The organism is Allochromatium warmingii, assembly GCF_900107145.1.
In the GTDB taxonomy this organism is placed as follows: domain Bacteria; phylum Pseudomonadota; class Gammaproteobacteria; order Chromatiales; family Chromatiaceae; genus Thermochromatium; species Thermochromatium warmingii.
Genome location: NZ_FNOW01000028.1, coordinates 1 through 17,828, shown reverse-complemented (window position 1 = coordinate 17,828; position 17,828 = coordinate 1). Strand labels below are relative to the sequence as shown.

Below are 17,828 nucleotides of genomic sequence, written 5' to 3'. Positions count from 1 at the left end.
TTGACGCGGCGAACCACCCAACTCAAGCCCTTGACGCTCAGTGGCGCCGGATTCCCTCAATCGATCAAGCTCTCCAGAGGTTTCATCCCCTTGCGGTAAAGCGCCAAACCGAAGCCTAGCCACTTGCAATGTCCTCTATCAGCTCGTCGTTGAACCGCTGTTAGCGGTCTCAAGCAATGCCCATCCTGAGCATCTGTCAATACGTTTGAGCAAAATCAGCGATCAGTTAGCGGCTCCAGCAGCGTGTTAGCTAAAACGTCCGGCGCACAGGCCGACGGTGTGGCTTGAGGTCTCGGTTGAGACACATGTTAGAGCTTAAGCAGAGATCATGCCGAGCGCGAATAGGTGCATAAAATGCTGATTGTTCAAGAGGTTGCGATGATGCGGCGGGCGTATCGGGGCAGGTGGAGGCGGGTGGTTGTCGTGAAGCGGACAAAGCGCGGCCAGCTTCTAGCTTGATGTTCCCCACATCACAAAGCTGGAGCTTTGTGATGAGAAAAGTTTAGGCAAGTTTAATGGAGCAGACTGGACGCTCATAAGCTGACCCAAGCCATTCCCGAACAGCGCGATTCGGTATAGTCTTTGCCACCGGCGCGACCCCTCGTAAGCCCTCTTGCTCTCGACCGGTCAAGCGTCGCTGTAGCCATTCCCCGCGACCTCATCCGTCACGGTTTTCAGGAGAATCATTCATGCTTGACAGCACGATGGTCGAACTGTCGCGATGGCAATTTGCCGTCACCGCGATGTATCACTTCCTGTTTGTTCCACTTACCCTCGGCCTCTCCTGGATCCTGGTGATCATGGAGAGCGTCTACGTCATGACCGGTCGTGAAATCTACCGCGATATGACGAAATTCTGGGGCAAGCTCTTCGGTATTAACTTCGCGCTCGGTGTCACCACCGGCCTGACGATGGAGTTTCAGTTCGGCACGAATTGGGCCTATTACAGTCATTATGTCGGCGATGTGTTCGGCGCACCGCTGGCCATTGAAGGCTTGATGGCCTTCTTCCTCGAATCGACCTTCATTGGTCTGTTCTTCCTCGGCTGGGAGCGGCTCTCGAAGCGCCAGCATCTGACAGTCACCTTCCTCACCGCGCTTGGCTCGAACCTCTCGGCACTGTGGATTCTGGTCGCCAACGGCTGGATGCAAAATCCGGTCGGCTCTGAATTTAGCTACGAAACCATGCGCATGGAAATGACCAGCTTTAGCGAGCTGCTGTTTAATCCGGTCGCGCAAGTGAAATTCGTTCATACCGTCGCCGCTGGCTATGTCACGGCTTCGATGTTCGTGCTCGGTATCAGCGCGTTTTATATGCTTAAGGGGCGCGATCTGGCCTTTGCGAAACGCTCGTTCTCGGTGGCTATCGGCTTTGGTCTGGCCTCGATTCTCTCGGTTATTTTGCTGGGTGATGAATCCGGCTATGAAGTCGGGGATGTGCAAAAAGTCAAGCTCGCGGCAATTGAGGCCGAATGGCACACCGAACCCGCGCCCGCAGCGTTCACGATCTATGGCAATCCGAATAATACCGATGAGGAAACCCATAACGCGATCAAAATTCCTTGGCTACTCGGCTTGATCGCCACCCGCTCGCTGGATACCGAAGTGCCGGGCCTCAAAAACCTAATGGCTGAACATGAGGTGCGGATTCGCAGTGGCATGATTGCCTATGACTATCTGCAACAGCTACGCAATGGCGCGGACACACCCGAACATCGCGCCGCATTCGAGGAGCATAAAAAAGATCTTGGCTACGGCTTGTTGCTGAAGCGGTACACCGACAATCCGGCACAGGCGACCGAAGAGCAGATTCAACTCGCGGTCAAGGACTCGATTCCCGAGGTCGCGCCGCTGTTTTGGACATTCCGCATCATGGTCGGCGCGGGCGTGTGGATGTTGCTGCTGTTAGCACTCGGCTTTTATTACAACGCCAAGCGCGTGCTGGAACAGAAACGCTGGCTGTTGCGGCTGTTTCTTTACAGCATTCCGGTACCCTGGATTGCGGTAGAAACCGGCTGGTTTGTCGCGGAATTTGGCCGCCAACCCTGGGCTATCGGTGAGGTCTTACCGACCTCGATTGCCGTGTCGAGTCTGACTGCCAATGACATCCTGATGAGTCTGACCGGCTTCATCATCTTCTACACATTGTTGTTCATCATCGAGATGTATCTGATGTTCAAGTTTGCGCGGCTCGGCCCGAGTTCGCTGCACACCGGACGTTATCATCACGAGCATCCCGCGCATCACGCGGCTGAGATCGGCGACGGCATGACGCCGACAACCGCTCCGCAGAAACCGCTCGACTAGGCAGGAGACCGCCGCAATGATCCTTGACTACGAAACGCTGAAATTTCTTTGGTGGGTGCTGGTGGGGGTGCTGTTTATCGGCTTTGCTGTCACCGATGGGCTGGATATGGGCGTCGGTGCCCTGCTGCCTTTCCTCGGCAAAACCGATGAAGAACGGCGCGTCATCATCAACACCGTCGGCCCGCATTGGGACGGCAATCAAGTCTGGCTGATTACGGCTGGCGGCGCGATCTTTGCCGCCTGGCCGCTGGTCTACGCCACGGCTTTTTCTGGCTTTTACTTTGCGATGCTGCTGGCGCTATTTGCGCTATTTTTCCGGCCGGTCGGCTTTGATTATCGCAGCAAGATTGCCAATCCCACTTGGCGCAATGCCTGGGATTGGGGCTTGTTCATCGGCGGTGCAGTACCGGCGCTGGTGTTCGGCATCGCGTTCGGCAATCTGCTACAGGGCGTGCCCTTTCATCTCGATGAATTTTTGCGCCCCTATTACAGCGGCAGTTTCTTCGGACTGCTCAATCCCTTCGCGCTGCTCGTCGGGTTAGTCAGCCTCGGCATGTTGGTGATGCACGGCGCAATCTGGCTGCAACTGCGCACTGCCGAGCCGATTTCGAGTCGGGCGCAAGTCGTGGCAAAACAGGCTGGTTTAGCCACCATCGTCGCCTTTGCGTTGGCGGGCGTGTGGCTGACGGTTGGGGTTGAAGGCTACAAGGTGGTGTCGATGCCGGCGCTCGATGCGACCCCCAATCCACTGACGAAAGCAGTCATCCGCGAAGGCTACGGCTGGCTGGCCAATTATGCCGCGCATCCCTGGACGCTGATTTTCCCGCTGCTTGGATTTGCCGGCATGGGTTTAGCGATATTGGCCTCGATGTCAAATCGTGCCGGTTGGGGATTAGCGGCCAGCAGTTTGGGGCTAACCGGCATTATTATGACCGCAGGCGCGGCGATGTTTCCGTTTATTATGCCGTCGAGCACCAATCCCAATAGCAGTTTAATTGCTTGGGATGCGGTATCGAGTCATTTAACGCTGTCGGTGATGTTCTGGGCGGCGGTGATTTTTGTGCCGCTGATTATCGGCTACACCACCTGGACGTATACGAAGATGTGGCGACGGGTGACAGTAGAAGAAATCCGCGCTCAGGATCATCTGGCATATTGAGTATGCCCATTTCCCGCATTCAGCGAGGAGCAACCGATGTGGTATTTTTCGTGGATTTTAGGCGTCTTGCTGGCGCTGGCGTTTGGCATTATCAACGTGCTCTGGTATGAATCCGATCAATGTCGGAGCACAGCCGATGATCACTGCCCAGAGTGATTAGCTGTCAGCAGCTCTAAATACAAAATACAAACGCGGCCTTGAGCCGCGTTTTTTGTGTGTTTGATTGTGAGATTAGGATGTTTTTAATCACGAAGTTTCAGCTTCGTGATTGCTGCTTTTAGATAACCCTGACGAAGCTAGAGCTTCGTCACCAGAACAACACGCCCCTAAACCCCTTCATTCTCAACAATCGGCAAAATCACAATATCAACCCGCCGATTCAACCGTCGCCCTTGCTCGTTGGCATTCGTTGCAATCGGCTGATTCATCCCAAAACCGGCTGAATAAATCCGCTGCGGTAGTACGCCACCGCGTTCTAAATAATTCTGCACAGCAGCAGCGCGTCGTTCTGAGAGCGCCAAATTATAATCCGCTGAACCCGTGCTATCAGTATGGCCGGAAACACTTAATTGAGTCTTGCCGTATTCGCGCACAATCGCCGCAATTTTATCGAGCGTGCTATAAAAACTCGGCTGAATCCGATCCGAATTAAGCTCAAAGGCTGTGGTGCCAGTCATGCCGACAAGCAATTGATAATCGGGCAGTTTTTGCACACGAATCACGCCATTCCCAATTTCGGGCGCTAATTCCCGCTCAAAATCCTGCTTTTGCTTTTCCATATACGAACCAACCATCGTGCCCAGCAGTGCCCCGCCAACTGCGCCAATCAATGCGCCCTTGCCAGCGTTGCCGCTACGCGAGCCAATCAACGCACCCGCAGCGATTCCAGCGGCAGTGCCAATCGCGGCCCCGCGTCCGGTTTGGGTTAAGCCTGTGTTATTGGTTGCACAACCGCTTATCAATGCGACCAGTGTCGCGGATACAATCAGCGGTTTCGTATTGAAGCGAGTCATACTTTTGCCCTCTAAATTCGTTACAGTTCAACTAATTCCGCAATAGATTTATAAAAAAACTCCAGCCAATCATCCCGATTGGCAAAGTCCATCATTGCCGGACGCTGCCCGAGCGTATCGCGCACGCAGGTAAAAACCGCTGAACCATCGCGTTTGAGCGCGACTTCAAAGGTGAGCGAGCCGCCCGGCATAGCTAATTTTAATCCCTGTGGCGCGGATTCTGGCCCAATCCAATCGAGTAATAATCCGGCGACGTGATCATCACGCTGATCGTAATCATCTGGCCAGATGCGTCTGAGCATGGCAATGCGTACAAATTCACCTTGCACATCACGAAATGCCTGCACTAGTGGTGCTGCTAATTCCGCGCAAGAGGCGTGCAATTCGCGTTTGCGGGTGACCATGTCTTCGGCGCTCAGGGTGCTATTTTGAGCGATTTGGCGCAATTTTTGGAGCGTCGGGTTCATTTTGATAACAGGTGGTAATTTCAACGAATGACGGTGGTATTGAGTTCAAACATGGGTTTGCTCTCCGGCCCGACATCATGCAGCGCCGGATTTAATGAGCGTACATCCAGCGTCGGTTTAACTTTGAGCGATAACAGCGATGGATCGAGATATTTTTTCAATAGCCGTCGCGCTTGACTGGTATTGCGCACCGTGCGCAGGGTTTGCACTTGATCGAGTGCAGTTTGCGTCGGTGCCGTGCCTCCGTAGCGACGATAATGACGAATCACCGCTTCGGTGTAATTGAGCGTTTCTTGATACGTGACCTGGCTATTGGTGCGATCCACGACGCCTTCACCGGCGTTATAAGCCATAATAACGCGCCCATAATCATTTTTATATTTGCGCAACAGGCGCTTAATATGACGGGTGCCGGTATTAAGATTGATGCGCGGATCGAATAAATCCGCTACCGAAGTCACGCCATAATCAGCGGCTGTCGGCGGCATGAGTTGCATCAATCCGACTGCGCCGACGGGCGAGACGGCGTGTGCATTATAGTTTGATTCGGCGGCGACGACGGCGCGAATCAAGGCTTCTTCGACGCCATGCCGTCGGGCGACATCCGGAATCAGCGCCTGTACCTCAGCGCGACTCGGGCGCGGACGTTCCGGCGGCGTCGGACGGACGGGGCGAGCCGGTTCCGCGACCGGCGCGGGTTCCAGTACAGGTGCTGAGTCGGGTGTCAGCGTCGGCGTCGGCGTGGTCGGCGGCGGTACCGTCACCGGCGCGAGTGTTGGTGCGGCTGGCTGCTCAGTCTCAGCACGCAGCGCCAGCGGCACCAGCAGCGCGAGCAGAGGGATAGCCAAGCGAGCAAGTGGTTTTGAGTGCATGAGTTGGGTCGTGTTACACAGCCAATCAAGGATTCTGCTACGTTCGCGGCAGACCGAGCGCAGGATGACTAGACAGGATGAACAGGATGTTTCAGGATTGACAGCATTCTTCGGATGTTTCAAGCCTATCAGCCTTATTCAGCCTATATGACTCCCGAACACTGCCACACGCTGTTTAGCCGTCTGCGGGCGGCCAATCCCGCGCCGACGACGGAACTGCGCCATCACAGTCCGTTTGAGTTGCTGATTGCCGTCATCCTCTCGGCGCAGGCGACCGATAAAAGCGTCAATCAGGCGACCACGACGCTGTTTGCCCACGCCAACACCCCGCAGGCGATCCTGAACCTCGGCGAGGTGGGACTGAAGCCCTATATTCGCACCATCGGGCTATTTAACAGCAAAGCGCGTCATATTATTCAGACTTGTGCGCAGTTAATCGAGCACCACGGCGGCGCGGTGCCGCATGATCGCGCTGCGCTCGAAGCCCTGCCCGGCGTCGGGCGCAAAACGGCGAATGTGATCCTGAACATGGCGTTTGGTGAGCCAACGGTTGCCGTGGACACACATATTTTCCGCCTTGCGAACCGCACTGGACTCGCCCCAGGCGCAACGCCGCTGGCCGTCGAGCGCGGGCTAATGGCGTGCATCCCCGCTGAATTTTTAGCCAATGCGCATCATTGGTTGATTCTGCATGGGCGCTATATATGTACCGCTCGTCAACCGCACTGCGCCAGCTGCTGTATCGCCGATCTGTGCTTATATCCTGATAAAACCGCCGCCCATGTTTAGCAACAACCGTCAAACCCACCGTCAAATCTTTCTCGATGCGTGGCAGAAAGCCCAACACAATGCGCCGCTCGAACCGCTCGAAGCGCAATTAGTGATGCTCATTCGCCAACATCCCGAGTATCAACAGTGGTTCGCAGACAGCGACCGCGCCCGCGATCAAGATTTTGTGCCCGAACTCGGCCAGACCAATCCGTTTTTACATCTCGGGCTGCACCTGACCATTCTCGATCAACTCAGCCTCGACCAACCGCACGGCATCCGCGCACACTATCAACGCCTACTCGCCCACTATGGCGACCCACACCGCGCCGAACATGCGATCATGGACTGTCTCGCCGAGGCACTGTGGAACATTCAGCGCAGCGGCAGCGCCTTCGATGATGCCGCTTATTTCCAGTGCATCCAGCGTCACACGCACCGCTAAATTGCTGCAAGCTGGCGGCTGCAAGCTGATAGCTGGCCACTCCCCACTTACTCATCCCGATAACGCGCCCGAATCTCCAGCAATTCCGGCAGCGCGACCATAAAACTCCTGCGTGCGCTCACGGACTTTGGATTCTAATTCAGCATTTTGTTGACGGACGCGCTTATTAAGAAACCACACCTGCAACATATTGCGCACGCGGCTGCTGACTTCAGCACGATCAAAGGGCTTGAGCAGAAAATCCGTCACGCCCAATTCAAGGGCGCGTAATTTGACACGGGGATCGTGCTCGGCGGTGAGCATGAGCACGGGAAGGTACGCGGGTCGTCCGTGCTCAAAATGTTCGTGTAACCGCTGGCCTTCAGCAAGCGTTCCAGTAATAAAATATTCGGGCGCTCATCATCAACAATCAGAATCGCTGCATCCGAATAGGGGGTAGGGCGTCGTCTGCATAGCCTGTCTGGGCAACCGTCACCCGCATGGTGAAAACGTGCTTTCAGCGTAGCGCATCCCGACGGTGCGGGTCGAGTTTTGAATGCGTCAAGACGGTTTGTACCGCGATGCGTTCGCTGCCGCCCGGCGGCGATCTTGTCATTTTAGCGTGTATATTATTGGACGCATCCAGCGCCTATTGCTATTTCAGAATTTTCTTATATACTGAATAGCAAGTTTTCCGGCTCTGTCCGCCTGCTCAACACACACGTTAAGGGTAATTTCAATGAAGCTCATTCACACCGCTGCGGCGCTGGCGCTCGCTACAACTGCAACCACAACATTTGCGTGGTACGCCGCACCCTATCAACCGGTTGATCCGCAAACCGTCATGGCGCAACACCAACAGGCGATGCAAGCCGCGTTCGAGGCCCAGCGTCAGTTTGCCGAGCAACAGATGAACGCGATGCAGCAGCAGCGCCCGGCTCGCCCCGAGTTCCCGACCCCGCCGCCAATGATGAACGCGCCGGAGTTCCCGCAAATGCCTGCGCCGCCGGCATTCGGTCAGTATCCAGCGGCACCGGAATTTCCCCAGCGCCCGGAATTTGGCCAATATCCGCAGTATCCTGAGCGGCCAGCGTTCGACGCACGTCGCCAAGAGCTAGACGGGTATCGCGCTCAGGCCAAGCAGCGCATGGATGAGCGCCGCGCCGCAATGCAGCAGTGGCGTGAGGCGCGTCGCGCCGCCTATGCTCAGGCTTATCCGATGCCAGCCCAGCCGTCAGCGCCTGCGACCGCTCCGGCACCGCAAGCCCAATAAGATACGCAGCACGAAACGCTCGACACCAAACAAAACGGCCCAGTCCGCACCGCGCCGGACTGGGCCGTTTTATATTGGGCTATAGGTGCGCTTCAGGGCGTATATAACGCCGTTACATCTGGTTGGCGTCCGATCATAAACGACTGCGCTGGATCCACCCAAGCCCGTCCCGCGAGCGCCGTGCGTCCGAGCAACATCCGAAACAACATGGTTTCGCGATTCGTCAAGGTCAGTTCAATCGGCCATTCCTGACCGGCCAGCACGAGCGGTGTTGCAATCACATAACGCAGTTCACGATGTCCGCCTGAGTCAGTTACTTGTCGCTGGTCGATCACCGGCGCTTCGCCATACACGACAATATCCGTGCGCTGTTGCAGCGGATGGATGCCAAACCGCACCCATAACGCGCCATTGCGTTGCAGCGGCTCGACCGAAAACGCATGGAGCGCCGAGGTGCGTGCGCCGGTATCAACCTTCGCTTTGATTGCAGGCAAGCCGAGTTCGGGCAGCGCCAACCATTCGCGCCACCCTAAGATCAGCGGCGATGCAGCGTCTGGCGCGTCACGCATCTCACACCAACCGTCACACTGCGCTGAGTAAATAATAGACAGCGCCAGCCGCGCCCAGCCCAATCACCGCCGCAAACACGATGAACGCATAGACTGGCCCCAATGCGGGCAACCGTTGTTCGAGCGATTGAATCGATTGCAGCGCCTTCTCTAAGGCCGCATTGATCGCTTCTTGCGACTCGCGCCGCGCAATGGCAACCGCTTTGCGGGCGATGTCATCGGCGTCCAGCCGTTCCTGGGCTTCGCTCGCCGCTGAATGCGCGGTGACTTCATCGAGCCGTTTTTCAACCCATTCTTGCGTCTGCACCCGCTCGGCTTGCAGCGCACGTTTAATCAAATCCGGCAGGGTTTCAGTGGCCAAGCGCGTCGAAATTGCTTGTAAATCCGCCATCGTCGGCGTTGGTGGTGCGATTGGCTTGGACGCCAGTTCAGCCGTGTGTTGCGCGGCGCTCAGGCGCTCAGTTTCACTGCGAATCAGGGCGTTAAGATCGCCGCGCAGGGTCTCTAACAGCGGTGCGACCAAGCTGGGCACTTGCGCTTGAAGCTGGGTTGCGATCAGTTGGGTAAGCGCCGCTTCGGATAAGCTCGGCGCGGCTGGTTCAGTGGCCTGTTGCGTGGCAGTCAGGCGCTCAGTTTCACTGCGAATCAGCGCGTTGAGATCGCCACGCAAGGTTTCGAGCAGCGGTGCGACCAGCGCGGGCACCTGCGCTTGCAGTTGGGCGTCGATCAACTGCGTAAGCGTCGCGTCCGACACACTCGGCGCGGCGGTTGCAACCGGCATCGGTGCCGCTGCTGGCGCTGGGGTCGGGGTCGGCATCGGTGTTGAGGTTGGCATAACCGGCGGCGCGGCAGCGGTAGCAGCCTGAGCGGTCAGGTCAGCTTGCAGCCGCTCTAACATTCCGGGGAGCAATTCCGGTGCAGCCGATTTAGGCAAAATGCCGAACACGCCTTTTTTCTCGGCGGTGGCGACAAATTCGGGTTCTTCATGCGAAGTACACATGATGACCGGAATCGCGGCGGTGCGCGGATTGTCGCGGATCACATCGAGCGCCTCAAAGCCGTTCAGCCCCGGCATCATGTGATCCATCAAGATCGCGTCGGGGAGTGCCGCCTTGAGCTTCTCGAAGGCATCCTCAGCCGACTCGGCCATCTCGACCTCGGCCCCCTGCTTTTGAAGTTGCAGCCTGAGCGCATAACGCGCCGATTTGGAGTCATCGACCAAGAGTATCTTCATAAATCAATTTTGCCTATGATTCTAAGATCAATGATGATGTGCCACCGATGGATAACGCCGCCATGACCGCTACCCACCTTGCTTTTCAGCAGTTTGCCTCGGCTGAACAGGTCGCCGAGGCCGCCACGCAGCGCATACTCACGGCGGCGACGCACGCGATTGCCACACGCGGGCGGTTTCAGATCGTCCTTGCCGGTGGTCGCACGCCGTTAGCAGTGTATCAGCGTCTGGCCACGCACGCGGCAGACTGGGCGCATTGGCATATTTTTTTCGGTGATGAACGCTGTGTGCCGGTGCCGGATGCGGCACGGAATAGTGTAGCGGCACAGCGCGTTTGGCTCGATCAGGTGCCGATTCCGCCACAGCAGATGCACCCGATTCCAGCTGAATTGGGCGCGATGCCTGCTGCTGCCCGCTACGCGGAGTTGATCAGCGAGCGATTGCCGTTTGATCTGGTGCTGCTTGGACTCGGCGAGGATGGGCACACGGGCAGCCTATTTCCGGGGCATGCGATCCCCGATGCGGCGCTGGTGATGCCGGTGACCAATGCCCCGAAGCCGCCTGCCGAGCGGGTTTCGTTGACGCCGATGGCGTTGGGGGCGAGTGCGTACCTGTTGATCTTGGTCACGGGGCGCGATAAGCGGGAGGCGTTGCAACGATGGCGGGCTGGCGCTGCGTTGCCGATTGCGCGGCTGGTGTCGGCCGGGCGGATTGAGGTGTTGGTTGATGCGGAGGCCGCTGGCGCTTAGTCCGCCGCGTTCAGAACCGACTGCCACGCCGGATGCGCGGCAATCAGCGCGAGAGCTTGAGCGAGCAAGGTGCGGCCCGGCTCCATCTTGAACCAGGTCGAAGCGCCGGACGGATGCGGCAGCGGAATCACATCCGCTTCCCAACCAGCGGGCGCACGATAGCTCAACTGTCGCCCGATGACCGCATCCAGTCGCGCCACCGGTAGCAGTTGCGCAATCGCCAGCTTGCCGACTGGCAGCAGCAGACGCGGCTGCAACAGTTCCAGCTCCCCGCGCCACCAGCGTTCACAGCGGGCGATTTCATCCCGATCCGGCACGCGGTCGCCGCCTTTAGGATTTTTGCCCGGAAAACAGCGACAGACCGCGCTTATCAGGATGCGTTGCCGAAAAGTTGGTTCGTCGAGTCCGAGCGGCGCAAACCAGTTAAACAGTGTTTTACCGGCTGTCCAGCAAAACGGCTTAAGCTGCGCGATTTCGCGGGTGCCGGGCGCTTGGCCAATCAGCATCACCGGCGACAGCACGGATTCACTGTGTACCGCTGGCCCGATCATCTTCGGGCAGCAGCGGCAAGTCTCTAGCTCGGCGTGTAGAGCGTTGAGGGCGGTTTGGCGAGAGGCGGTATCCGTGTTCGTGCGTACCATCAGAGCTAACCTTTATCCCAGGTATCCCGCAACCCAACCGTGAGATTAAACACCGGATGTTCCAGAGTTGAATCCAGATCAGCGACAAAATAGCCCTCGCGCTCGAATTGAAACCGCTCGCCTGCCTGAACAGCGCGTAAACTCGGTTCTAACATCACGTCGGTCAAAACCTGCAATGATTGGGTATTGAGATCGGCGCGATAATCACTCCCACCCGCACCCGGCAGCGGCACATTAAATAGCCGATCATATAATCGCACCTCGGCTGGAACCGCGTGCGCGACGGCGACCCAATGAATCACGCCCTTGACTTTGCGCCCTTCGGGATTTTTGCCCAGCGTGTCGAAATCAACTGAGCAATGCAATTCAATGATCTCACCGGCATCATTCCGAATCACCGCATCGCAGCGAATAACATAAGCACCGCGCAATCGCACTTCACCGCCTGGAATCAATCGCTTAAAACCCTTCGGTGGGGTTTCTTCAAAATCAGCGCGATCAATATAAATTTCACGCGCAAATGGCAGCATGCGCGTGCCCAGTGTGGCGATTTTGGGATGATTCGCCAATTCGACGTATTCGGTTTGCTCTTTGGGATAATTCGTCAGCACGACCTTGAGCGGACGTAATACCGCCAGCCGTCGTGGAGCTGTTGCGTCGAGATCTTCGCGGATGGCGTTTTCGAGCATCGCCATTTCAACGCGATTATCAGATTTAGTAATCCCGATGCGCTCGCAGAATACGCGAATCGCCGCCGAGGTATAACCGCGCCGCCGTAAACCGGCCAGCGTCGGCATGCGCGGATCGTCCCAGCCATTAACCTGCGCTTCGCTGACTAATTCAGTTAAACGGCGCTTGCTCATCACCGTATATTCGAGATTGAGACGACTAAATTCGATCTGACGCGGGCGACTCGGCACCGAAACATGCGCAATCACCCAATCATAGAGCGGGCGATGATCTTCAAATTCGAGCGTGCAGAGCGAATGCGTGACGCCTTCGAGCGCGTCCGAAATCGGATGGGTGTAATCATAAGTCGGATAAAGACACCAAGCGGTACCGGTTTGATGATGCACCACACCATGCTTAATTCGATAAAGCACCGGATCACGCAAATTGATATTCGGTGACGCCATATCAATCTTCGCCCGCAGCGTGCGTGCGCCATCGGGAAAAGCACCCGCCCGCATCTGCGCAAATAATTCACGATTTTCACTGATTGAGCGTTCCCGCCACGGGCTATCGCGGCCAGGTTCCGTCAACGTACCGCGATAATCGCGCATCTGCTCGGCGGACAGATCGCACACATAAGCTAAACCTTGCTCGATCAGCTCCAGCGCAAAGCCGTAGAGTTGCTCGAAATAATCCGACGCAAAATAACACCGCTCGCCCCAATCAAAGCCGAGCCAGCGCACATCAGCCTGAATCGCTTCAACAAATTCGACATTTTCTTTATGCGGGTTGGTGTCATCGAACCGCAGATTGCAGCGTCCGCCCAAGGCTTCGGCCAGCCCAAAATTGAGCACAATCGACTTAGCGTGCCCGATGTGCAAATAGCCGTTCGGCTCGGGCGGAAAACGGGTGATGATCCGTTCATGGATACCGGCGGCCAGATCGGCGTCAATGATCTGGCGGATAAAATGGGTGCGGGGCGACTCGGCGGCGTCGGTCATAGTGGCTTGAGATCTTGGATGCAGGCTGAAAAATGAGGGGGATACGGATTTTGCATCACATTCTAAACTTGGATCGCGGTTCGATGTAGGCTTTCGCATCGGCTGACGATCTGTCATGTATTCGGAGTGTGCAGGATGCTACATCGCAACACATCTATCTGTGTTCGCGCCCTATGGTACGGATTATTGTGCGTCTGCACCTTTGCCCATGCGAATGAACCAGCGCAAGCACTCGAATCTGTCACCTTGCAATTCAAGTGGAGCCATGCGTTTCAGTTTGCTGGCTATTACGCGGCACTGGAACAGGGGTATTACCGCGATGTGGGTCTCGACGTGCGGCTGCTTGAAGCCGCGCCGGGCACCGATCCACTCCAAACCGTGCTGTCCGGTCAGGCACAGTATGGCGTTGGTACTAGCAGTCTGCTGCTGGCGCGGGCAGCCGGTCAGCCAGTTGTAGTGCTGGCGGTGGTATTTCAGCATTCGCCACTGGTCTTGGTAGCGCGGCAAGATCTCGCTGCGCCGGGCACACAAGGGATTCACGATCTGGTCGGCAAACGGGTGATGATTGAGCCGCAATCCGATGAATTAATCGCCTATCTCAAGCAAGAAGGGATTCAGCCGGAACGACTAATTGATATTCCGCACACCTTTGCCCCGCATGATTTAATCGTCGGGCGCGTCGATGCGATGTCAGCCTATGTCACCAATGAACTGTATTATCTCGACGCCTCGGGCTTGTCCTATCAGGTGTATACGCCACGCAGTGCCGGAATAGATTTTTACGGCGATAATCTCTTTACTACGGAACAAGAATTACGCGAACATCCGCACCGAGTGCGGGCATTTCGTGAAGCCAGTTTACGCGGCTGGCATTATGCGATGGAGCATCCCGAAGAAATCGTTGATTTAATCATCGCGAAGTACTCACAACACCATTCACGGGCGTTTTATTTGTTTGAAGCCGAGCGCATGAAGCCGTTATTGCGCACCGATTTAATCGAAGTCGGTTATATGACACGCGGACGCTGGCAGCATATCGCCGCGACCTATGCCGATTTAGAGTTGCTGCCGCGAGATTATCCGCTCGATGATTTTTTATACACACCAGACGGTCAATCCGATTTAACGCAATTATATAGTGCGCTTGCGTTATTACTGATTGTCAGCGGGATCACGGTCTATGTTGCCCGTATCAATCAGCGATTAGGGTTAGCACTAGCTGAAAAAACTCGCAGTGAAGAACGGCATCGCATCATCTTTCAGACCACAGCCTCCGCCGGTATGGTGTGGCGCGAAGGATTTATCGTCACGGACTGGAATCGTCAAGCTGAGGCGGTTTTTGGCTGGAAACGTGAAGAAGTACTCGGACGCTGTTTTATTGATTTTATGGTGCCGATGGTTGACCGCGAACGCTTAAAACCCCAGCTTACGCGGTTGGTTTGGGAAAATTTTTTACCATACGGAATCAATGATAATTTGACCTGCGATGGGCGCGTGATTACCTGTGAATGGTTTAATGCTTGGTTACCAGAACGCCTAGGGGAACCGCGTGAAGTGGTATCGCTGGCGAATGACATCAGCGAGCGGCAGCGATTAGAAGCAGAAATTCGGCAACTCGCATTTTTTGATCCCTTGACACAGCTTCCAAATCGGCGGCTATTACTGGATCGGCTCGGCTGTACATTAGCTGCCTTGCGACGTGAAGGCGGTCACGGGGCGCTGATGTTTTTAGATTTGGATAATTTTAAACCGCTCAATGATGCCTATGGTCATGCAGTTGGTGATGTCTTGCTGATTGAAGTGGCGCACCGTCTTGCTACCTGTGTGCGTGATATGGATACGATTGCGCGATTTGGTGGCGATGAATTTGTCGTGTTATTAGGTCGGCTTGATGATGATGCGATATGCGCCGCGCAGCAAGCGCAGAGCGTAGCAGAGAAAATTCTGACGCGCTTAGGTGAACCCTATCGGCTCGCTCAAGCGAATATCGCAACCGCGATTGAGCACCATTGCACGGCCAGTATTGGGGTTGTTGTTTTTAATGATGCGGCAGATGAAGAAGAGATTTTGCGGCGGGCTGATACCGCGATGTATACCGCAAAAAATAACGGTCGCAATCGGATTGCCTTCGATAGCAATGCAGCGAATATAACACTACCACAATCGGCTGTGACGCCTAGCAAGCGGCGGGCGTATTCGCCAGTCATTTAGTTTATTGGTCTGACGCCGAGAAATCAAAATCCCCGCGTGGCATAATATGTTTGAATTGATCGGCTCATGCTTGAAAATTGCATTGAATGCGTTCCTGCGCATCGCCAATTTGAGTGTGACGGGGCGGTCTAAAACCGCCCACATCACCTACTTAATTCCGCGACAACAATAGCAAATCATCACCGCGCTGAATGCGCAGGCTATATAAGCCCTTTGATGCCCGCAGAATCTGCGCGATGTCACGCGGATCACCAACCCGCTGGCCATTGACCTGCACTAAACGATCCCCTTCGCGTAAACCAGCAAGCCATGCTGGACTATCAGGATCGACCGTTCCAATTGGAATCGCCGGAATACCTGAGCTGGTATCTAATTCGCCAAAAAGCGCCCCGGCTAACATCGGTGATAGCCGTTCGCCAGCAATATAATGCCGATATGGATCAGCAACACGCCCACTTAAACGACGCGGTTTGCCGTCGCGCAGAATTTCCAATTTGACCACTTCACCAACACGCAGTAGCCCGAATTGATTGCGCAAATCCGATGCGCCGCGCACTGGTTTGTCATTGAGTTTTAGAATCACATCACTGGGACGTAATCCGGCTTCATCTGCTGCTGAACCACGCTCAACTGTGGTAATCAATGCACCTTCAAGATTGCCTAAACGCAGTGCTCCGGCTAATTCATCAGTTAAATCTTGCACAGCAACACCGAATAAGCCGCGCCGCACGGCACCAAACTCAACTAATTGTTCCAGAATCGCACGGGCCATATTCGTCGGAATAGCAAAGCCAATGCCGATATTTCCGCCGCCTGGCGCTAAAATAGCGGTGTTCATGCCGACTAATTCACCACGTAAATTGACCAATGGGCCGCCCGAATTGCCCGGGTTAATTGAGGCGTCAGTCTGAATGAAATTTTCATAGCCTTCAATGCCAAGTCCAGTGCGTCCCAGACCGCTGACAATACCCGAAGTTACAGTTTGACGCAGGCCAAATGGATTACCGATTGCAACGACGAAATCACCGACGCGCAATTGTTCTGAATCAGCAAGTGGCAGAGCGGTTAAATGCTCTGTCGGAATCCGTAGCACGGCGATGTCGGTTTCAGGATCGCTGCCAATTAAGGTCGCCTCTAATGTACGCCCGTCATGCAGCGTCACGCGAATTGCTGCCGCTTTCGCAATCACATGATGATTTGAGAGTACCAAACCGCGCTTGGCATCGACAATAATCCCCGAGCCAAGACTGCTATTTTCTCGCGGCTGGCGCTGATTGGGAATAGCAAAGAAGTGGCGAAAAAAGGGATCACGTAATAGCGGATGCTCGGCAGTTTCAATGCGCGTGACGGTTGAAATATTGACGACCGCCGGTAGCACGCGCTCAAGCATCGGGGCAAGCGTCGGCACGGGTTGGCCATCGACACTCGGCGGCAATGCGGCGCGAGCCGGCGTGATTAAACAGAATAGCAGCGGCCAGAGCCACCAGCGAATAAAAAAGCGAATAGAGTACATAGGCAAATACCGAATAACAGAGGATTCAAACGCGATTGATTGATCGGACGCTGTTGCCAGATTGCAGCAAACTAGCGAGCTATGGCAGCGTGCGCAAGTGCTAATCGTGACGTGAATGAGTAATGCGCTGGGCGCTAAATTGCTCCAGTTCAAGCGGGGTATTGAGGTTGTCAAATGCGTCGGGTTGATCGCTGAAATCGGCGAGGGCGAGCCGATAGCGGCGCTGCCAGTCGGTCACGCGCCGTCCGCCGCTCTGAATAAACGCTTCGAGATCGGCCGCCAGTGCGACCGGCAGCAGGGCATGAATCGCGTGCTGGCGCTGGCCGTCGGTGGCGACCGCGAGCTCGGCGTTGTGTGCGAGCCGAGCGGCGACCAGCCGAGCGACGAGATCGGTGGGCGGTTGCGGGCCGTCACAGGGCAGGGTCACAATCCAATCCGTGTGAGCGGCACGCATTCCGGCCAAAAAACCGACAAGCGGCCCCGGATGATCGGGGATCGGGTCGGCGACGACCGGACAGCCAAATGCTGCGTAGTGCGCCAGATGACGATTGGCGTTGATGAGCACAGTGCTGACTTGCGGCGCGAGCGCGGCGAGTGTCCAAGCGATCAGCGGACGACCGCCGACCGCGAGCAGTCCTTTATCCAGACCACCGAAGCGCCGAGCGCGACCGCCTGCGAGAATGACGCCGGTGAGTGGTGGGGGAGTCATGTTAGTAGTTGTTCCGTCCCGTGGGATTATATTCCGAAAAGGAGCTATCCTTTGTTCCAAGCCCGCGAGGCACTGCGCACACTCAGTGATGAGCTGAGGACGACCAAGCGGCGACTGCCGACGACACCATCCGCGACCTGAGGGAACATCTCATCATGAATCTGAACCTACATCGCAACGCCCGCACCACGCCCGCGATTCGTCAGGAGCTACGCGAGTCCACGAAGTCAGAGCGCGAACTGGCACG

General features: G+C 55.9%; 18 protein-coding genes. 8 read left to right on the top strand and 10 right to left on the bottom strand.

Translation table 11 applies throughout. The features are described from left to right. Window positions 1-689: 689 nt before the first annotated feature. The 3 genes from BLW10_RS09360 to cydX are packed head-to-tail and all read left to right on the top strand — an operon-like array spanning window position 690 to window position 3,621. Window positions 690-2,306, top strand: coding sequence for a cytochrome ubiquinol oxidase subunit I (locus BLW10_RS09360; RefSeq protein WP_091334192.1), 1,617 nt, complete (start codon window positions 690-692; stop codon window positions 2,304-2,306). Window positions 2,307-2,322: 16 nt separating this feature from the next. Beyond that, window positions 2,323-3,465, top strand: coding sequence for a cytochrome d ubiquinol oxidase subunit II (cydB, locus tag BLW10_RS09355; RefSeq protein ID WP_091334190.1), 1,143 nt, complete (start codon window positions 2,323-2,325; stop codon window positions 3,463-3,465). 36 nt (window positions 3,466-3,501) lie between these two features. Then, complete coding sequence (gene cydX / locus BLW10_RS09350) at window positions 3,502-3,621, top strand: cytochrome bd-I oxidase subunit CydX (RefSeq protein ID WP_091334188.1); 120 nt, start codon at window positions 3,502-3,504, stop codon at window positions 3,619-3,621. A 170-nt stretch (window positions 3,622-3,791) separates the two neighbouring features. On the opposite strand, the gene BLW10_RS09345 is transcribed toward cydX, so the two are convergent. Genes BLW10_RS09345 through BLW10_RS09335 form a run of 3 tightly spaced genes read right to left on the bottom strand, consistent with a single transcriptional unit; the run spans window position 3,792 to window position 5,817 of the window. Then, on the bottom strand, window positions 3,792-4,478 hold the full coding sequence (locus tag BLW10_RS09345) for a YiaD family glycine zipper/OmpA-like lipoprotein (RefSeq protein ID WP_091334187.1): 687 nt from the start codon (window positions 4,476-4,478) through the stop codon (window positions 3,792-3,794). Between the two features lie 20 nt (window positions 4,479-4,498). Further along, window positions 4,499-4,945 carry a hypothetical protein gene (locus BLW10_RS09340; protein WP_091334185.1) on the bottom strand — a complete coding sequence of 149 codons (447 nt, stop codon included), beginning with the start codon at window positions 4,943-4,945 and terminating at the stop codon, window positions 4,499-4,501. Between the two features lie 20 nt (window positions 4,946-4,965). Continuing rightward, entirely contained in the window at window positions 4,966-5,817 is an 852-nt protein-coding gene (locus tag BLW10_RS09335) for a lytic transglycosylase domain-containing protein (protein ID WP_091334183.1), read from the bottom strand. 114 nt (window positions 5,818-5,931) lie between these two features. On the opposite strand from BLW10_RS09335, the gene nth reads away from it, so the two are divergent. Beyond that, window positions 5,932-6,606 carry an endonuclease III gene (gene nth, locus BLW10_RS09330; RefSeq protein WP_245709302.1) on the top strand — a complete coding sequence of 225 codons (675 nt, stop codon included), beginning with the start codon at window positions 5,932-5,934 and terminating at the stop codon, window positions 6,604-6,606. Next, entirely contained in the window at window positions 6,599-7,030 is a 432-nt protein-coding gene (locus BLW10_RS09325; RefSeq protein WP_091334182.1) for a DUF1841 family protein, read from the top strand. The genes nth and BLW10_RS09325 overlap by 8 nt, the downstream gene beginning before the upstream one ends. A gap of 51 nt (window positions 7,031-7,081) precedes the next feature. Here the strand turns inward: BLW10_RS09325 and BLW10_RS09320 are convergent, their stop codons facing one another. Continuing rightward, on the bottom strand, window positions 7,082-7,333 hold the full coding sequence (locus tag BLW10_RS09320; protein WP_091334180.1) for a response regulator: 252 nt from the start codon (window positions 7,331-7,333) through the stop codon (window positions 7,082-7,084). Window positions 7,334-7,748: 415 nt separating this feature from the next. Here BLW10_RS09320 and BLW10_RS09315 point away from each other — a divergent pair, with 415 nt between their 5' ends. Next, entirely contained in the window at window positions 7,749-8,282 is a 534-nt protein-coding gene (locus BLW10_RS09315; protein ID WP_091334178.1) for a hypothetical protein, read from the top strand. Window positions 8,283-8,374: 92 nt separating this feature from the next. On the opposite strand, the gene BLW10_RS09310 is transcribed toward BLW10_RS09315, so the two are convergent. Then, window positions 8,375-8,851, bottom strand: coding sequence for an ATP-dependent zinc protease family protein (locus BLW10_RS09310; protein ID WP_091334176.1), 477 nt, complete (start codon window positions 8,849-8,851; stop codon window positions 8,375-8,377). Between the two features lie 13 nt (window positions 8,852-8,864). Further along, window positions 8,865-10,085, bottom strand: a complete 1,221-nt coding sequence (locus BLW10_RS09305; RefSeq protein ID WP_091334175.1) for a response regulator — start codon at window positions 10,083-10,085, stop codon at window positions 8,865-8,867. Between the two features lie 62 nt (window positions 10,086-10,147). On the opposite strand from BLW10_RS09305, the gene pgl reads away from it, so the two are divergent. Continuing rightward, window positions 10,148-10,834 (top strand): 6-phosphogluconolactonase, encoded by a 687-nt coding sequence (gene pgl, locus BLW10_RS09300; protein ID WP_091334213.1) that lies wholly within the window; start codon window positions 10,148-10,150, stop codon window positions 10,832-10,834. On the opposite strand, the gene BLW10_RS09295 is transcribed toward pgl, so the two are convergent. Both BLW10_RS09295 and BLW10_RS09290 read right to left on the bottom strand, forming a co-directional pair. Next, window positions 10,831-11,475: a uracil-DNA glycosylase family protein gene (locus BLW10_RS09295; protein ID WP_091334173.1), complete on the bottom strand. Its 645-nt coding sequence runs from the start codon at window positions 11,473-11,475 to the stop codon at window positions 10,831-10,833. The genes pgl and BLW10_RS09295 overlap by 4 nt on opposite strands. 5 nt (window positions 11,476-11,480) lie before the next feature. Then, window positions 11,481-13,148: a glutamine--tRNA ligase/YqeY domain fusion protein gene (locus tag BLW10_RS09290; RefSeq protein ID WP_091334172.1), complete on the bottom strand. Its 1,668-nt coding sequence runs from the start codon at window positions 13,146-13,148 to the stop codon at window positions 11,481-11,483. Window positions 13,149-13,283: 135 nt separating this feature from the next. On the opposite strand from BLW10_RS09290, the gene BLW10_RS09285 reads away from it, so the two are divergent. Then, window positions 13,284-15,359, top strand: coding sequence for an ABC transporter substrate-binding protein (locus BLW10_RS09285; protein ID WP_091334170.1), 2,076 nt, complete (start codon window positions 13,284-13,286; stop codon window positions 15,357-15,359). Between the two features lie 151 nt (window positions 15,360-15,510). On the opposite strand, the gene BLW10_RS09280 is transcribed toward BLW10_RS09285, so the two are convergent. Continuing rightward, window positions 15,511-16,872: a DegQ family serine endoprotease gene (locus tag BLW10_RS09280; protein WP_091334168.1), complete on the bottom strand. Its 1,362-nt coding sequence runs from the start codon at window positions 16,870-16,872 to the stop codon at window positions 15,511-15,513. Window positions 16,873-16,972: 100 nt separating this feature from the next. Beyond that, window positions 16,973-17,581, bottom strand: a complete 609-nt coding sequence (mobA, locus tag BLW10_RS09275) for a molybdenum cofactor guanylyltransferase MobA (RefSeq protein ID WP_091334166.1) — start codon at window positions 17,579-17,581, stop codon at window positions 16,973-16,975. Between the last annotated feature and the right edge of the window lie 247 nt (window positions 17,582-17,828).

Coding starts and splice junctions, on each gene's coding strand:
- BLW10_RS09360 (WP_091334192.1), top strand. CDS start 690: ATGCTTGACAGCACGATGGTCGAACTGTCGCGATGGCAATTTGCCGTC.
- cydB (WP_091334190.1), top strand. CDS start 2,323: ATGATCCTTGACTACGAAACGCTGAAATTTCTTTGGTGGGTGCTGGTG.
- cydX (WP_091334188.1), top strand. CDS start 3,502: ATGTGGTATTTTTCGTGGATTTTAGGCGTCTTGCTGGCGCTGGCGTTT.
- BLW10_RS09345 (WP_091334187.1), bottom strand. CDS start 4,478: ATGACTCGCTTCAATACGAAACCGCTGATTGTATCCGCGACACTGGTC.
- BLW10_RS09340 (WP_091334185.1), bottom strand. CDS start 4,945: ATGAACCCGACGCTCCAAAAATTGCGCCAAATCGCTCAAAATAGCACC.
- BLW10_RS09335 (WP_091334183.1), bottom strand. CDS start 5,817: ATGCACTCAAAACCACTTGCTCGCTTGGCTATCCCTCTGCTCGCGCTG.
- nth (WP_245709302.1), top strand. CDS start 5,932: ATGTTTCAAGCCTATCAGCCTTATTCAGCCTATATGACTCCCGAACAC.
- BLW10_RS09325 (WP_091334182.1), top strand. CDS start 6,599: ATGTTTAGCAACAACCGTCAAACCCACCGTCAAATCTTTCTCGATGCG.
- BLW10_RS09320 (WP_091334180.1), bottom strand. CDS start 7,333: ATGCTCACCGCCGAGCACGATCCCCGTGTCAAATTACGCGCCCTTGAA.
- BLW10_RS09315 (WP_091334178.1), top strand. CDS start 7,749: ATGAAGCTCATTCACACCGCTGCGGCGCTGGCGCTCGCTACAACTGCA.
- BLW10_RS09310 (WP_091334176.1), bottom strand. CDS start 8,851: ATGCGTGACGCGCCAGACGCTGCATCGCCGCTGATCTTAGGGTGGCGC.
- BLW10_RS09305 (WP_091334175.1), bottom strand. CDS start 10,085: ATGAAGATACTCTTGGTCGATGACTCCAAATCGGCGCGTTATGCGCTC.
- pgl (WP_091334213.1), top strand. CDS start 10,148: ATGACCGCTACCCACCTTGCTTTTCAGCAGTTTGCCTCGGCTGAACAG.
- BLW10_RS09295 (WP_091334173.1), bottom strand. CDS start 11,475: ATGGTACGCACGAACACGGATACCGCCTCTCGCCAAACCGCCCTCAAC.
- BLW10_RS09290 (WP_091334172.1), bottom strand. CDS start 13,148: ATGACCGACGCCGCCGAGTCGCCCCGCACCCATTTTATCCGCCAGATC.
- BLW10_RS09285 (WP_091334170.1), top strand. CDS start 13,284: ATGCTACATCGCAACACATCTATCTGTGTTCGCGCCCTATGGTACGGA.
- BLW10_RS09280 (WP_091334168.1), bottom strand. CDS start 16,872: ATGTACTCTATTCGCTTTTTTATTCGCTGGTGGCTCTGGCCGCTGCTA.
- mobA (WP_091334166.1), bottom strand. CDS start 17,581: ATGACTCCCCCACCACTCACCGGCGTCATTCTCGCAGGCGGTCGCGCT.